Origin of the sequence: Nitrospira sp. (assembly GCA_016873435.1) — a bacterium.
Classification (GTDB): Bacteria; Nitrospirota; Nitrospiria; order Nitrospirales; family Nitrospiraceae; genus VGXF01.
On record VGXF01000006.1, the window covers coordinates 70,713 to 86,841 of the forward strand.

Consider the following 16,129-nt stretch of genomic DNA (forward strand, 5'->3'; position numbering starts at 1 on the left):
AATGACAGCTAATGCGAGATTCATGAAAGTTAAAAAGCTGCTGCACACGCGAATGAGAGTCAGCGATATGCAGCAAACCATAGACTTTTACACCGGCGTGCTCGGCCTGGAAGTAATGGAGCGGAAAACCTCTCTGCGCGGCTCGCACCTAGCGTTTCTGAAGGTCCCGAACAGTGAGGAATTGATCGAGCTGTGCAGCTTCCCGCCCAGCGGCCCCGTGGAGGTGCAAGAGGACCTGGTACACCTGGCCTTCGAGGTGGAAAATCTCGACGACACAATAGCTGCGTTAAATCAGAAGGGCGTGAAGATCACTGACGGACCGACACGGAGCTCCTCTGGCAGTCGCTTCATTTTCATTGATGCGCCGGATGGCTATGAGGTGGAGTTAATCGAACAGCCGCCAGGCCTACGGTACGCATGACGGCTTCTACTGCCATTGCCAATACGCTACTACGACACGGATGACGCGCTGAAAAAAACCAGCACTCTGATCGCGAGCATTGAGCTGAAAATTCACCAACGAGCAAAGCACAAATCCCTCTAGGGGGAGTCGTCTTCCTGACGCATCACCCATTAACCATCAGCCATGAACCCTTCCCCTGATCTTAAGCATGCCCTGGCCTGCCTCCCCAACCAGCCCGGCGTCTACCTGTTCAAGAACGACGCGGGCGAGGTGCTCTACGTCGGCAAGGCCGCCGTGCTAGCTAACCGCGTGCGGTCTTATTTTCAGAAAGGCGCCGACCACACGCCCAGGACGACATTGCTAGTGAGCCAGATTGCCGATATGGAAACCCTCGTCACGCGCTCCGAGCTGGAGGCGCTCATTCTCGAAAGCAATCTGATCAAGAAACACCGGCCGCGTTTCAACGTCATCCTACGAGATGACAAACAGTACCCCTACCTGCGCTTGCCCATTCGCGAAGCCTTTCCCCGCTTGACGATCGTCCGGCGGGTACAGAAAGACGGGGCGCTCTACTACGGCCCCTACACGGACATCGGCGCGATGAAGCAGACGCTCAAACTGATCCGCAAGGTGTTCCCGCTGGCGACCTGTGAGATTGAGATCGACGGCACCGCCGAGCGGGCCTGCCTTGAATTCGAAATCAAGCGCTGCCTGGCCCCCTGCATCGGCAACCAGTCGCGCGAGGAATATCACGAGATTGTCCGCCAGGTGCGGCAGTTTCTAGAAGGGCGTGATACGGAACTGCTCGACGAGATGCGCAGCCAGATGGAAGCCTTGGCCGACCGGCAGGCCTTTGAGGAAGCCGCGCGCGTGCGGGACCGGATCACTGACATCGAACGCACACTGGAAAAGCAACGCATCACGCAGACGACGGCCGTTGATCAAGACGTGCTCGGTCTCGCCTGGCAGGGGGCGGCCGTGGATCTCCAGATGCTCTTCGTGCGCGGCGGTCTGCTGATCGGCCGGAAGGATTTTTTCTGGCCCGACGCGGCCGGTACATCTGAGGAAGAACTCGTTCGGTCGGCCATCGAGCAGTTCTATAATAAGGACGGCCTACCCCCCCGCGAACTGCTGGTACCCCTGCCGCTGGCCGACGCGCCGCTGATCGAAACCTGGCTTTCGGAGAAAAAAACCCAGGCCGTCAAGATCGTCGCGCCGGAACGCGGGCTGAAGCACCAGCTCGTGCAGCTCGCAGAAGAGAATGCTGCGGCAGCTCTCGTAAACCACCTGCGTAACGAGGAGACCGACCGCCAGGCCACGGCTGAGCTGAAGCGTTTGCTCAAACTGCAAGCGCCCCCCAGCCGGATCGAAGGCTTTGACATTTCAAATACGATGGGGCAGGCATCCGTCGCATCCTTTGTCGTATGGCAGGATGGCCAGGCTAAGAAATCGGACTACCGAAAGTTCCGTATTAAAACAGTTGCCGGCGCTAACGACTTCGCCAGCATGAAAGAGGTGGTGGTGCGCCGGTATGGTAAATCTGAACGCCTCTGCCTACCCGACCTCGTCGTGATCGACGGTGGGCTCGGCCAGCTCACGGCCGCTATGGCAGGGCTAAAGGAGGCGGGCCGTTCGGACCTGCCGATCATTGGTTTAGCTAAGGCCAAAGGAAACAAGGACGAACGGATCTTTCTGCCGGGACGCAAGAACCCGATTGTCCTCAGGCCCTCGTCACCCGCCACGCATCTGCTCCAACGCATCCGGGACGAAGCCCACCGCTTTGCCATCGCCTACCACCGGAAACTTCGCAGCAAGGCGCTGCTGGCGTCAAAACTGGATCAGATCATCGGCGTCGGCGAGGTCCGGCGAGCCACACTGCTGAAAACGTTCGGTAGCCTCGACAAGATCGCTACAGCCACCGACGTACAATTACGCCAGGCTGGCCTCGACGCTCGCACAGCTGCCGAGATTCGCAAAGCCCTGACCTCTTCTGCCGTGAACCGGAATTAATTTCCTTTTCCATTTCCCGCTAGTCTCAGGCCTCCACCTTGTTTGTCAAACGTGCCATCGGCCGGTATTACTGGAACATGTTAAAAAAGGAGCACCCGCTCCCCCGTCCTTCATTCGGCGCTTCCGTTTCTCAGCCCAGCAGGCATCTTGCGGGCGGGCCGGAACCCTGTTTGCCACACATAGGGTCACGCCCGCATCACCGGAGGGTACACCGCATGCTCCAGGCGTTCCGCTTCCGGCGTCAGGCACGCGGTGGTCCCATGATCTGAGACGCGCGGGCTCAAATTTCTCACTCTCACCAAGCCGGAAAAAGCGGAGCTGGACGATACTGGCACCAAGACTCTGACAAAGTTCAAGGCGTTCTAGCGCGCTCTGGAAGTCAATTGACAGCGGCCCCTCATTCTCCCTAGCATGCAGAGTCGGCTGCGGGCCGTCCGCGGCGTTCAACTGCAAGGAGGATTGCGTTCATGTCCACTGCCGGTCATCCCGCCCACGTCACAGCATCGTCTAGTGGGGGCAGTCCGCCGTCGAAGCTGGAGCAGGGGTTCGAAACCCTCATCTTCGCGAGTCGCTGGATTCAGGCGCCGCTCTATGGCGGACTGATCGTCGCTGAACTGCTCTACGCCTACAAATTTATCGTTGAGTTGTGGGAGATGATCCACAACGTCCGCGAGCTCTCCGAAACCATCTTTATGCTTGGCATCCTGTCGTTGATCGATATCACGATGGTGGCGAATTTGCTGACAATGGTCGTCATCGGCGGCTACGCCACCTTCGTAAGCAAACTGGACCTGGAAGGCCATCGGGACAAGCCGGACTGGCTCAGCCACGTGGACCCGGGCACGATCAAGGTAAAGCTGGCGGCCTCGCTGATCGGCATTTCTAGCATCCATCTACTCAAGGCCTTCGTGAACATCGCGAATGAGACGCCCGAGCACGTCAAATGGAAGATTCTGATTCACATGACGTTTTTGGGCTCGGCCATCCTCTTGGCCTGGACGGATAAGATCATGCAGAAGGGAAAGCACTGAGGGATGAAACGCGCCTCACGGTTCGCTATCCGTTAGTCGCAGGGCGACCTGACTGAAGCACGTCCGAACAACGATTAACCGATAGCGGCTGCTAGCTTGGGACCCAGGCCAGCGCCACCAGCCTGACCGAGATGGTCGACTTGGACGGCTTAAGCGACACGGTTTCCAGCTTTTCCGTGAGCGGATCGACGGCGGACGCCAGCGTGTCTGTCTCAGCCTTGAACTGCGTCTCCAATTCGGCGATCTGCTGATCGATCGCGGCGACATTATCCTCAGCCCGGTCGACGTCCTTGCGGTCTTTCATGGCCCGCCCCGCGCCCCGAACGGCCGTAGTGGCCTTGCCGATCGTCGAGGTCTTGATGGCCTTTCGACCGGTGAAAGCTTCAAGCAGCGTTGCGCCGATCGAAATAGCAGTTTGAATCTGACTGTGCATCGCCTGCTCCGACTCCCGTTCGACGACCTGCAGGGCCCGGCGTTTTCTCTCTTGCAGCCCGGCGATCTTCGGCGCGAACTTGTCCCGCAATTTCTGCGCGATCCGATCCCGCTCCTCACGTCCCGCCTGCTGGAGCCGCGCGCGAAAATCCCGCTCGGACTCGCTCGGCCTCGACAGCTTCTTCAACCCCGGGCTTTTGAGCAGCTCAATCGTCTGCGTGCGATAGAGCCAGCCCAAAAAGTCCTTGCTCCAGGCCTCGAAGTTTTTGGCTTTGCCGGCCGCGGGCGGTAGTACGCCAAACTGTGCTGGTTCGGCTGGCGTCTTTTCCAGATCGGCCACGGCGACATCAACGTCTGTGGCCGCATCCCAGTCCACTGATACGGCGTTATCCGTGAACGGCGTCGCCACGACCACGTTCTGCGTCACATCCACGCCAGCTTTAGCATCCGACACATGCACCTGTGCCGCTCCCAGCAGCATCGGTTGGTAGACTACCGGCCCGGATAATTTCCCTCGCACCGGCACGAAATACTGTGGCACATCGGGCGGCAGAATGGGACGCGAACCAAGGGATTGTGGGATAGAGGGGGAAGGGGTACGGGCGCTTTCCGACTGCTGGTGCCCCTCTAGTTCTCTTCCCCCATACCCCAATCGTTTTACAGGCTCCATCAACGTCTTGATCTGCATGCGTGTGAGCGGCCCACGCAGATAAGAAAGCGTCCAGCGCGTCTCAAAGATCACCGGCGCGTCATCGTGCACATTGTTCATCAGAAACACTCGATTACCGAGTCCCGCCAGAATCTGCTCCATTCGCCCCTTGTCGAACTTCTTCCCTGCTCCAGCCGCGGCACCTTCCAATCCCTCAATCACCCGCGCCTTGTCCCGCTCTGTCTGAAGCCGGCCGATAAACCAGGTGCCGGTGTTGGCCAGCCCCTTGTAATCAAGATCGACTGGGTTCTGCGTCGCCAGCACGACACCCACGCCGAACGCGCGGGCCTGCTTGAGCAGCGTGAGCAACGGCTGCTTGGACGGGGGATTGGCCACCGGAGGGAAGTAGCCGAAGATTTCGTCCATATAGAGAATGGCACGCAGACTCGTCGTCCCCGACTGGCTCCGCATCCAGCCGAGCACTTGATTGAGCAGCAGCGAGACGAAGAACATTCGCTCGGCGTCATTCAGATGCGCAATGGACAGGATCGCCAGGCGCGGCTTGCCTTTTGGCGTATAGAGAAGGCTCTGGATGTCCAGCGGCGCCCCTTCGAGCCAGACGGAAAATCCCGGCGCAGCGAGCAGATTGTTTAGCTTCATCGCCAGCGCGAACCGGTCCTTGGACGGATAGAATAAGTCCAGATCGAGCATGCCGACTTTCGAGACCGGCGGCTCCTGAATCTGCTGGATCAGCGCGGCCAGGTCCACATTGGCGCCCTTGCTCCATGCCGCGTTCAAAATCGTGGAGAGCAGAATGTGTTCGCGGCTCTTCATCGGATCGGCATCCACGCCGATCAAGCCGAGCAGGCTCGTCGCTGTGATGCCGATGCGTTCGCGCAGTAGTTCGGCATCTTCCCGCACAGTTTTGTCAGGCATCTCGAACGATTTCAGAATCGAAACTGGAATGCCGGCGTTGCTGCCCGGCGTGTAGATCGCAATTTCGGCCGCCTCTTGCAGCCGCGTGATCCGGTCCTCATTCTGCCTCCAACCGGCAAGGCCAGTCTTCCAGAGTTCCGCCTGTTGTTTTGCATAGTCGCCTGGCGAGAGGCCTTTTTTACGCGCGTCGTCTCCGTTGACCCACGGCGCGAAATCCTCCGCACGCAACTGCGGAAAGGTCAACATGAGATTGGCCAGATCCCCCTTGGGGTCAATGATCAGCGCGGGAATGCTATCAATCGCCGCCTCTTCAAGTAGGCCGATGCAGAGACCCGTCTTGCCGCTTCCAGTCATGCCCACACAGACCGCGTGCGTGACAAGGTCCTTCGAATCATAGAGGAGCAGCCCGCCCTGTGATTTCTTTGCCCCCAGATCGTATCCGCGTCCCAGATAGAAGACGCCAAGCTTTTCGAAATCCTGTGCGGCCTGTTCTTTTACCGGTCCTCGTTTTGTCTTGGCCATATCACCATTCCTTAAAGATGAGAAACACCGCGCCGGCCATCAGCGTGAAGCCGGCCAGATAGTTCCACTTGAGCGGTTCCTTAAGATAGACCACCGAGAAAACGCAGAACACTGCCAGCGTAATGACCTCCTGAATCGTTTTCAACTGAGCCGCTGTGAACTCAGAGTGGCCAATGCGGTTGGCCGGCACCTGGAAACAATATTCTGCAAAGGCAATTCCCCAGCTCACTACGATTGCCATCCACAACGGCGAGTCCTTGTATTTCAAATGGCCGTACCAAGCAATCGTCATAAAAATGTTTGAGACCGTCAGCAGTAGAATCGTGTGCATGGGCTCCTTACTCCCTAGCTGAAGGGACAAACTACAGACTCAAATTATGCTCTCGCAAGACTGCTCGCTAAGCTGTCTTGCGACCGCCTGACAATAAGAGGGCATCGCCAGGATTTGCTTGAGCCCCCGCGCGCGATGCATTCGCAGTGGAGAGGTCTTGTTCCGCCCGTCGTCTTGCGCGCACGTGCGGTGAGCAAGGAAGGCAGACTGATCCGATACGGCCATTACCTGATCATGCCGTACCGTATCTCACCCCACGCCCGCCTCTTTTAAGACCTGCCCTGTATATGACCGCTTCACCTTCGCAATATCTCTCGGCGTCCCCTCGGCCACAATCTTGCCGCCCCGATTGCCGCCTTCGGGCCCCAGGTCAATCAGCCAGTCGGCATTTCGTATGACATCCAGATTGTGCTCGATCACCAGTACCGTATTGCCCGCCTCGACTAGACGGTTGAGCACATCCAGCAAACGCTGAATATCAGCGAAATGCAGCCCTGTCGTCGGCTCATCTAAGATGTAGAGCGTCCGGCCCGTGGCCCGCTTCGACAACTCCCGCGACAACTTCACCCGCTGCGCCTCACCGCCGGACAGGGTCGTCGCAGACTGGCCCAGCCTGATGTAGTGCAAGCCGACATCATGCAGCGTCTGCAATTTGTTCTTGATGAACGGCACCGGCTCGAAAAATTCTAACGCCTCGTCCACCGTCATATTCAGCACGTCGGCGATGCTCCGGTCTCGGTACTTCACCTCCAGCGTCTCGCGGTTATACCGCTGGCCGTTGCAGACCTCGCAGGTCACGTAGACATCAGGCAAAAAGTGCATCTCAATCTTGATCAGACCATCGCCCTCGCAGGCTTCGCATCGCCCACCCTTTACATTGAAGCTGTACCGGCCCGGCTTGTAGCCGCGCACGCGCGACTCCGGCAGTTTCGCGAAGAGGTCCCGGATGAACGTGAACAGCCCGGTATAGGTGGCCGGATTGGACCGAGGCGTGCGGCCGATCGGGGACTGATCAATATCAATGACCTTGTCGAGTGCATCGACCCCCTTGAGTTCCTTGCAGCCGTCAATTTTAGGATGCTTGTGATAGAGCAGTTGCGAGAGTGAGTGGAATAACACTTCCAACACGAGCGTGCTCTTGCCTGATCCCGAGACGCCGGTCACGCAGGTCAGCAGGCCCAGCGGAATCTTGGCCGTGAGATTTTTGAGATTGTGCTTTTTCGCGCCTACTACGCTGACAAAACCTCGCGGCTTGCGTATCCGTTGCGGGAGCGTGACGACCATCTCCCCGCACAGGTATTGCCCGGTCAGCGAGGCCTTGTTGGCCATCACCTCCTTGGGTGTCCCTTGCGCGATGATCCGGCCGCCGTGCGCACCGGCGCCGGGCCCGAGATCGAGAATGTGGTCGGCGGCCTGCATCGTCTCCGCATCATGCTCGACCACCAGGACCGTGTTGCCGAGATCACGCAGCCGGATCAGCGTCTGGAGCAGCCGCCGATTGTCCCGCTGATGTAGGCCGATGGAGGGTTCGTCTAATATATACAGCACACCGACGAGGCCCGAGCCGATTTGCGTCGCCAGGCGGATGCGTTGCCCTTCGCCACCCGAAAGTGTCGCCGCCGCACGGTCGAGTGTCAGATAGTCCAGCCCGACATTCCTAAGAAAGCCCAGCCGTTCGCGAATCTCCTTCAGAATCCGCTGTGCGATGAAAGCTTCTCGCTTGGTTAGCTTGAGCGAGGCCACGAAGTCGGCTGCCGCTCGAATCGAAAGCTCCGTCACCTCCGCAATGGACTTGCGGGCGATCTTCACCGAGAGACTTTCCGGCTTTAGTCGCGCCCCCTTACAATCCGGGCAAACCTCCAGCAGCGTGAAATCCTGCTCCCAGGAGGATTGCCCCTCTTCGGCTAAGGCGACTGTGCTTTTTCCAAATGGCATGACGAAGCCGGTCCCGTCACAGATCGGACAGGCTCCGTGCGGGCTATTGAACGAAAACACGCGCGGCGTGATTTCAGGATAGCTGATGCCGCAGCGAATGCACGCCAGCTTCTCGCTATAGAGCAGGCCTTTGCCCTCCTCCGCAAGCACGCCAACAAGTCCATCGGTCAGTTTCAACGCGGATGCGACCGAATCGGCGAGCCGTTTTGACAATGCGTCTCCTGGACCACCTTCCTTCATCACAAGGCGGTCCACTACGATTTCGATCGTGTGTTTCTTCTGCTTATCTAGCGCGATTTCGTCGGCCAGCTCGACCATTTTGCCATCGATCATCGCGCGCACGTAGCCGGCCCGGCGCATCTCCAGCAATTCCTTGCGGTACTCGCCCTTGCGCCCTCTCACAATGGGGGCAAGAATCTGGAACTTCGTCCCCTCCGGAAGATTCCGAATCGCATCCACCATCTGCTGGATCGTCTGGGAGGAAATCTCCTCGCCGCACTGATGGCAGAAGGGCCGACCGATGCGCGCAAAAAGCAGGCGCAGATAATCGTAAATCTCCGTGACCGTCCCGACCGTCGAGCGCGGGTTGTGGCTGGTACTCTTCTGCTCAATGGCAATGGCCGGTGACAGCCCTTCAATGGAATCCACGTCGGGCTTGCCCATTTGCTCGAGAAACTGGCGCGCGTAGGCCGAGAGCGATTCGACGTACCGGCGCTGCCCTTCGGCGTAGATGGTATCGAACGCGAGCGAAGACTTGCCGGACCCGCTCAGCCCGGTGATGACAACGAGCCGGTCCCGCGGAATTTCAACGTCGAGATTCTTAAGGTTGTGCTCCCGAGCACCCTTGATGACGATCGAGCTGGACAATTTTAGTCCCAAAATTGATTTTTTCGGCTTTGCCTTATTTATTAACGGTTTACCAAAACGACGAAGCGCTGTCCTTATTGCCCGCGTCCGTAATGCCTCTGCCAAGAACAAACGCCAGAGACTGCGAATCACTGGTATCCAGTGATTGGTCTCCTGACTCATCACTAAAAAGTATCTTCATGGCCTGACCGCTTCCTTGGGCTCGACGGCGTGGGTGGTCGATCAGCCGCCGGATTATACCAGCTAAGCGAGTTGGCTTGACAATGCGACGAAACGGGTGCCACCATTCCAAAATGTTGCAGTGTGAAGAAAAATCGACGCTGCCTGGGTCGGCCGCGCGCGCCGTTTCCGGGTGGTCCGGTTCCGCACGCGAGCAGGCCGTGCAGCGCATGTTCACAGCCATAGCGGGCGTCTACGATCTCAACAACACGCTGCTAAGCTTTGGGCTGCACCACAGATGGAAGAAGCTGACTGCCTCGTTCGTTCCATCGGTTCAAAACGGCCGGGCACTGGATGTGGGCTCCGGTACGGCTGATCTGGCTCTCCTGATTGAGTCGAAAATGGGATCTGGTGGGCGCGTGGTTGCCTCTGATCTCAACCATGCGATGCTCGTCGAGGGACTCAAGAAAGTCGTCCGGTGCGGATATGCACACCGGATTACCTGCCTCGAAGCCAATGCCGAGCATCTGGGATTTTCTGACGGCTCGTTCGATGCCGTGACAACCGGTTTCTGCATGCGCAACGTCGGCAATCTTGCTGCTGCTTTTTCCGAGATCCGCCGCGTGCTCAAACCGGGCGGGCGGTTCGTCTGCCTTGAGTTTTCGCACCCCCCGCAGGCCTGGCTCCGCTCACTCTACGACTGGTATTCCTTCTGCCTCTTGCCGTGGATCGGCACGGTCGTCGCACGAGACAAGACCGGTGTGTACGAATATTTGCCCGCCTCAATCAGGACCTTCCCAAACCAAGAGGGGCTCAAGACGCTGATACTGAAGACGGGATTCTCCCACGTCGAATACCACAACCTGAGCGGGGGGATCGTGGCCATCCACGTCGCCATCAAATAGCCTGGAAGTATACCGATGACCGCTGCAATAAAACTCCCGGCGCATTTCAGTTCCTTAATGCCATGAACTCTGTTCTCTACGTTTTCCTCCCCTGCAAGAAGGTGTACCCGATCGGGATCACCTATCTGGCGGACTTCATCCATCGGCGGAGGCCGGCGGTACGGCAGCACGTCCTCGACCTGTCGCTGTATCCGGTCGAGCAGCGCGCCAAGGTCCTGCGCGATACCGCGATGGCCTTTTTGCCCGATCTGGTTTGCTTTTCCTGGCGGGACATCCAGATCTTCTCGCCGCACGAGGGTGATGCCTCGCTGGAGGACGCCTTCAATTTTTATTTTTCGGCGAACCCGATTAAGAAAATGCTGGCATCGTTCAACGGCGTCAGGCAACTCTACCGTTACTACAACCATATCTGGACCGTGCTGTCCTACCCCTGGCTGATCCGAAAGGAATTTCCCACGTCGCAGATCATGATCGGCGGAGGCGCGTTCACGGCTTTTGCCGATCAGCTCATTGAAAAACTGCCGGAGGGCACGATCGGTATCCTGGGCGAGGGCGAGGATGCGATTCTGAAAGTGTTGGACGGCGACTCGTTGGAGGGCGAACGCTACATCATTCGCGAGAACGGCCGTGTCTCAAAAGGCCAGCAGAGCAAGCCGGCACTGCTCGATGCACTGACCGTAGACCTGCCCTATCTCACCTCGATTTTCCCGCAATATAAGGACTACATAGGCGAGAGCATCGGCGTGCAGACCAAGCGCGGCTGCCCCTACGATTGCGCCTTCTGCCTCTATCCCTACATTGAGGGCAAGCGCGTGCGCTACCGGCCGCCCGACATGGTCGTGAAGGACCTCTCACAACACTATCACCAGTGGGGCGCGCGGCGCTTCTGGTTTACGGACGCCCAATTCATCACGGGCAAGGAAGCTTATTCGCAGTGCACGGAGATTCTGGAACGGATCGTCTGTCAAAAACTGGCTATCGAATGGTCGGGGTATGTCCGCACGTCGCTAATCACCGCCGACATGGCCCAGCTGATGGTGCAATCAGGCGTGGGTGATCTGGAGGTGGCGATCACCTCCGGCTCGCAGGAGATCCTCAACGACCTCCATATGGGCTTCAAGCTGGAGAAGCTCTACGACGGCTGCCGGTACCTGGCCGAAGCAGGCTTCAAGGGTAAGGTGATTTTGAACTATTCGCTTAATTCGCCGCACGAAACGGAAGAGACCCTACTCCAAAGCGTTGAGTCCTACAAGAAGGTGGCAGCGATTCTGGGCGAGGAGCGCGTCTTCCCACTGATGTTCTTCCTGGGCATCCAGCCCAATACGGACTTAGAACACCGTTTATTGGAAGAGGGCTATCTCTCGGCCGGCTACAACCCGCTTATGCTGACGCCGTGGAGCATCCGGAAACTCCTCTACAACCCGGCGCCCTTAAATAAACTCATCGCCAAGGCCTGCCTGCGAGCCTGGGACAAGAAACACAGTCGCGATCCGCGCACCTGGTCCGGATCACTGTCGCAGACCGAGCAGAGTACCTACGCCGACAGCCATCTGACCAAGGGCCTCGAACACAATTCGGGTCGCCAGGCCCTCCTGACCCTCGAGGAGATCCTGAATTCTCGCAAAAAACCGGCCTCTGCCAGCTCGGCCCGGTAGCTCTTTTCTCCTCCCACAACCTGCTTGCAATCACTCTAAACCCGATGCTAAGATGAAGTCTGTTTTAAGCTCTAAATTTAAAGAATTCGTTGGTTTTTCATAACATTGCATCTGTCCTGAAGTTCTCATTTGAATGCAGGGTCGGGCTGGCCAGGACACAGGAGGAGCGCCCGCGATGTACAAGACGATTTATATCCCCGTCGATAACTCCGACCACTCCAACACCGCCGTCGATGTGGGGATCGAAATGGCCAAGACCTTTGGCTCAAAGATTGTCGGCAGCCACGTCTACGCCGCCAAGATGCACGACAAGCGGTTCAAACAGATGGAGGCGGGCCTGCCAGAGGAGTATCACGACGAGAAGGAACTGGACCGTCAGCGGCAGATCCATGACTCGCTGATCACCCGCGGGCTCCAGATCATTACCGACTCCTATCTCGATTACGTCGATAAGCGGTGCACTGAAGCCAACCTGCCGCTTGAGCGGAAGTCGCTTGAAGGCAGAAACTGGAAAGTGCTGGCGGAGGATATCAACACCAGCGGCTACGACCTCGTTATCATGGGCGCGCTGGGCGTCGGCGCCGTGAAGGACAGCGTGATCGGCAGCAACACGGAGCGGGTCATCCGTCGCGTGCGCAGCTCCGACATGCTCGTCATCAAGCAGCCCCAGCCGATCGGTCAGTCGTTCAACGGCGGCAAGATTGTCGTAGCGGTGGACGGCAGCCCCTATTCGTTTGGCGGCCTGATGACCGGTCTCGCGCTCGGCAAGGCGCTAAACAAGCCGGTCGAAGCCATTTCGGCCTTCGATCCCTACTTCCACTACGCGGCCTTCCACAGCATCTCGGGCGTGCTGAACGAGGAAGCCGGGAAGGTTTTCCGTTTCAAGGAACAGGAAAAGCTCCACGAGGACATCATCGACAGTGGCCTCGCCAAGATCTACCAGTCGCACCTCGACATCTCGCGCGAGATCGCGCAGGCCGAGCAAACCGATGTGAAGACGACCCTGCTTGACGGCAAGGCCTTTGAAAAGATCATCCAGTACGTCCGCAAGGATACGCCGTGGCTCCTGATCGTCGGTCGCATTGGCGTCCACAGTGACGAGGACATGGACATCGGCAGCAACACGGAGAATCTGCTCCGTTGTGCCCCGTGCAACGTCCTCGTGTCAAACCGCAAGTACGTGCCACCGATCGACACGCAGGCGGAATACACGATTGCCTGGACTGAGGAAGCCCTACGCCGGATGGAGAAGATCCCCATCTTTGCGCGTGGCGTCGCGAAGACGGCGATCCATCGCTATGCGATCGAAAAAGGGCATACGATCATCAGCAACTCCGTCGTGGATTTGGCCGTCGGCCATATCCTGCCGAAGGGCGCTATGGAAGCCATGAGGACGCTGGGTGGCAACCTGGACGCGGCTGGCATCGATCGCGACAAGATGCAGGCAGACGATGCCGTGGCCAAGGACCTCATGGGGAAAACGCTTAGCGGCATGGTGGGGGGTCTCGTTGAGGAAAAATCGAAACTGAGCGCCGGCACACAGGCCTATCTGGACCGCATGAACCAGACCTACTTCGTGTGCGACGGCTGCGGCTACATCGGCAAAGGCGACACGCCTGTGAAATGCCCAGTCTGCGGCGCCGCCGGCGACCGGTTCAAACAGGTGGACAAGAGCATCTTCGATGCGGCCGCCAAGGCCGAGGGCGGACTCGAAACCGACATGGCCTACGACGACGTGCCGATGCAGTGGACGAAGGACGCCAAGGAGGCCATCCGCGCGGTGCCGGCCGGCTTCCAGCGGCGGCGCGCCAAGGCCAAGATCGAGAAAAGCGCCCGCAAGCTCGGCATGACAACGATCACGCTGGAATACGCGGCCCCGATCATCAGGGAAGCTGCCGCCGAGGATTACACGCCGATCTTCGCTAACAAGGGTACTGGCACAGACGCCGCCGCGTCGGCCCTGCTCGACAACAACGGCAAGGGAAATGGAAACGGGCATGGCAACGGACATGGAGCGAGCGAGGCCATCATGAGCGAGACGCCGCCACTGTTCTCGTGGACGCCGGAAGCGCAGGAGCGGCTGGAGCGGGCTCCCGCTGGCTTCATGCGCGATTGCACGAAGGCGCTGATCCAGAAGCACGCCGAAAAGGTCAGCGCGACGACCATCACGCTTGAGATCGCCAACGAGGGCATCGAGCAGGCCCGGGGCTTCATGGAGGACGCCATGAAGACTGGGAACCTGAAGGAAATCATCGCCAGCCTCACCGGCTCCGGCTCGGCTAAATCCTGACGCTATGGCCAAGCCGCTTCCCGTCTTCAACGGGTTCTCCCTCCCGGGCCAACTCGACTCGCTCCGCCAGCAGGTCGCCAAATTCATCACGCCGGGTGCGACGCCGCACGACGGTCGCACTGTGGATGATTTCAAGCCCTATCTCCTCGCGCTGAATCTGACCAAACGCTGCAATCTCAAATGTGACCACTGCTACTTGGATGCCACCACAAAATCTGGTGGCGGCTCGGACGAGCTGACAACGGAGGAGTGTCTCCGCCTTATCGATCAGATCGCTGAAGTAAACAAGGGCTGCCTGCTGGTCATCACCGGTGGTGAGCCGCTGACGCGGCCCGACATTCTCGACATTGCCCGACATGCCGTCACGCAGGGCTTTATGGTCGTCTTTGGTACGAACGGGATGCTGATTGACGATGCGATGGCAAAACGGCTGGTCGAGATCGGCGTCGTGGGCGTCGGCATTAGCATCGACTCGCTCGACGCGCAAAAGCACAATCGATTCCGCGGCGTCCCCGGCGCCTGGGAGGGCGCGGTGGCCGGCATCGAAGCCTGTAAGCGCAACGGACTCCAGTTCCAGGTGCATTTCAGCGCCCAGCCGATGAACTATCAGGAACTGCCCGACGTCGTCGAGTGGGCGCACACTCTAGGGGCGCGTGTGCTCAATGTCTTTTTCATGGTCTGCACCGGCCGCGGTGAGGAGCTGACCGACATCACGCCCGCGCAGTACGAAGAAGTCCTCGGATTTTTGGTCACGGCCCAGGACCGCTACAAGGACATGCTAGTGCGGGCCCGCTGTGCCCCGCACTTCAAGCGGCTAGCCTACGAGAAGGATCCCCAGTCGCCGATCACCAAGGCGACCGGATATATGGGAGGCGGCTGCCTTGCCGGCACCAACTATGCCCGCGTGACGCCAAATGGCGAGTTGACCCCCTGTCCCTATATGCCGCTCTCAGCAGGCAACGTGCGCGAGCGGAGCTTCGCGGATCTATGGGAAAAGTCTGACATCTTTGATTCGTTCCGCTATCCGCACCTCAAGGGCAAATGTGGCGATTGCGAGTACAGCGAAATCTGCGGCGGCTGCCGCGCGCGGCCCTACGTGGACCACGGCGACTGGCTCGATGAAGACCAGTGGTGCCTTTACACGCCTAAGGGCGGTGAGAAGATCCGCGTGGCCTTCAACACGGAGGAGGCCTTTGCCGGAACCTGGGACCCGGCGGCCCAGGCCCGCCTCGACCGTATTCCCTACTTCCTGCGTGCCATGGTGAAGAAGGGTGTCGAACGGCACGCGCGCGAGCAAGGCCTGACCTGTGTCACAATCGAGTTGATGGAAGAATTGCGCAAGAAGCGGTTTGGCAACGACGCGCCCGTTTTTAAATTCTAGCGTACGGGGGTAAGACGTGAAGCGTTCGGGGGCTGACAAGTGGTTTTCGTTTCACCGGTCGTGCCTGACGCCTCACGTTTGACGATATCGCCATGGATACTCTCCAGTCCATCCTCTTCGACATCAATCAGGTTTTCCCGATCGTCAACCATTGGCTGCACCTGGTGTCGGTCGTGATCTGGATCGGCGGGCTGGCCTTTCTCGTGCTGTCCCTCACGCCGACGCTGCACACGGCTGTGCCGCGCGAACTGATCAAGCCAATCGCCGAGGGTCTGCACAAGCGTTACAACAAAATCGTCGGCCTCATCCTTGTGGTCATTTTGTTCACTGGTGGAGTCAATATCCACTACGTGAACCAGCTCGTACTATCGCAAACGGGCGAGGGCATTCCGCACCACCCCAAGTACCTGACGATCTTCTTCATTAAGCTGTTTCTTGTTCTCAGCATCCTGACGCTCTACCTCTACAACATCATCTTTAAGGAAGACCCCCAGGCTGAGCTGTCTGAGGAGGAAAAGGCCGAACAATCCCGGGAACCCATACCCTTCCAGCGCGCCGCGCTCGTAATTGGCCTACTGATCATTCTCTGCGCGGCCGCTCTCAAGCACCTACACCAGTAGCGA

11 protein-coding genes are annotated in these 16,129 nt (G+C 58.6%); 8 read left to right on the forward strand and 3 right to left on the reverse strand.

Translation table 11 applies throughout. The features are described from left to right. Positions 1-22: 22 nt before the first annotated feature. The 3 genes from FJ248_05395 (at position 23) to FJ248_05405 (ending at position 3,444) form a co-directional block, all read left to right on the forward strand. Positions 23-421 carry a VOC family protein gene (locus tag FJ248_05395; protein ID MBM4120320.1) on the forward strand — a complete coding sequence of 133 codons (399 nt, stop codon included), beginning with the start codon at positions 23-25 and terminating at the stop codon, positions 419-421. A 165-nt stretch (positions 422-586) separates the two neighbouring features. After that, positions 587-2,413, forward strand: a complete 1,827-nt coding sequence (gene uvrC, locus FJ248_05400) for an excinuclease ABC subunit UvrC (GenBank protein MBM4120321.1) — start codon at positions 587-589, stop codon at positions 2,411-2,413. A 467-nt stretch (positions 2,414-2,880) separates the two neighbouring features. Then, on the forward strand, positions 2,881-3,444 hold the full coding sequence (locus FJ248_05405; GenBank protein MBM4120322.1) for a TIGR00645 family protein: 564 nt from the start codon (positions 2,881-2,883) through the stop codon (positions 3,442-3,444). Between the two features lie 91 nt (positions 3,445-3,535). On the opposite strand, the gene FJ248_05410 is transcribed toward FJ248_05405, so the two are convergent. The 3 genes from FJ248_05410 to uvrA all read right to left on the reverse strand — a co-directional run bounded on the left by FJ248_05410 (position 3,536) and on the right by uvrA (position 9,116). Beyond that, the gene (locus FJ248_05410; protein ID MBM4120323.1) at positions 3,536-5,983 is read right to left on the reverse strand and encodes an ATP-binding protein; all 2,448 of its coding nucleotides are present in this window, start codon (positions 5,981-5,983) and stop codon (positions 3,536-3,538) included. A 1-nt stretch (position 5,984) separates the two neighbouring features. Then, positions 5,985-6,314 carry a DMT family protein gene (locus FJ248_05415; protein ID MBM4120324.1) on the reverse strand — a complete coding sequence of 110 codons (330 nt, stop codon included), beginning with the start codon at positions 6,312-6,314 and terminating at the stop codon, positions 5,985-5,987. A 249-nt stretch (positions 6,315-6,563) separates the two neighbouring features. Beyond that, on the reverse strand, positions 6,564-9,116 hold the full coding sequence (gene uvrA, locus FJ248_05420; protein MBM4120325.1) for an excinuclease ABC subunit A: 2,553 nt from the start codon (positions 9,114-9,116) through the stop codon (positions 6,564-6,566). Positions 9,117-9,409: 293 nt separating this feature from the next. Here uvrA and FJ248_05425 point away from each other — a divergent pair, with 293 nt between their 5' ends. The 5 genes from FJ248_05425 (at position 9,410) to FJ248_05445 (ending at position 16,126) form a co-directional block, all read left to right on the forward strand. Then, positions 9,410-10,180 (forward strand): class I SAM-dependent methyltransferase, encoded by a 771-nt coding sequence (locus tag FJ248_05425; protein MBM4120326.1) that lies wholly within the window; start codon positions 9,410-9,412, stop codon positions 10,178-10,180. 62 nt (positions 10,181-10,242) lie between these two features. Beyond that, a complete protein-coding gene (locus FJ248_05430) occupies positions 10,243-11,835 on the forward strand; it encodes a radical SAM protein (GenBank protein ID MBM4120327.1) in 1,593 nt (530 codons plus the stop codon). 175 nt (positions 11,836-12,010) lie between these two features. Then, the gene (locus FJ248_05435) at positions 12,011-14,125 is read left to right on the forward strand and encodes a universal stress protein UspA (GenBank protein MBM4120328.1); all 2,115 of its coding nucleotides are present in this window, start codon (positions 12,011-12,013) and stop codon (positions 14,123-14,125) included. A gap of 4 nt (positions 14,126-14,129) precedes the next feature. Next, positions 14,130-15,506: a radical SAM protein gene (locus FJ248_05440; GenBank protein ID MBM4120329.1), complete on the forward strand. Its 1,377-nt coding sequence runs from the start codon at positions 14,130-14,132 to the stop codon at positions 15,504-15,506. Positions 15,507-15,598: 92 nt separating this feature from the next. Then, complete coding sequence (locus tag FJ248_05445) at positions 15,599-16,126, forward strand: hypothetical protein (protein ID MBM4120330.1); 528 nt, start codon at positions 15,599-15,601, stop codon at positions 16,124-16,126. The last annotated feature ends 3 nt before the right edge of the window (positions 16,127-16,129 follow it).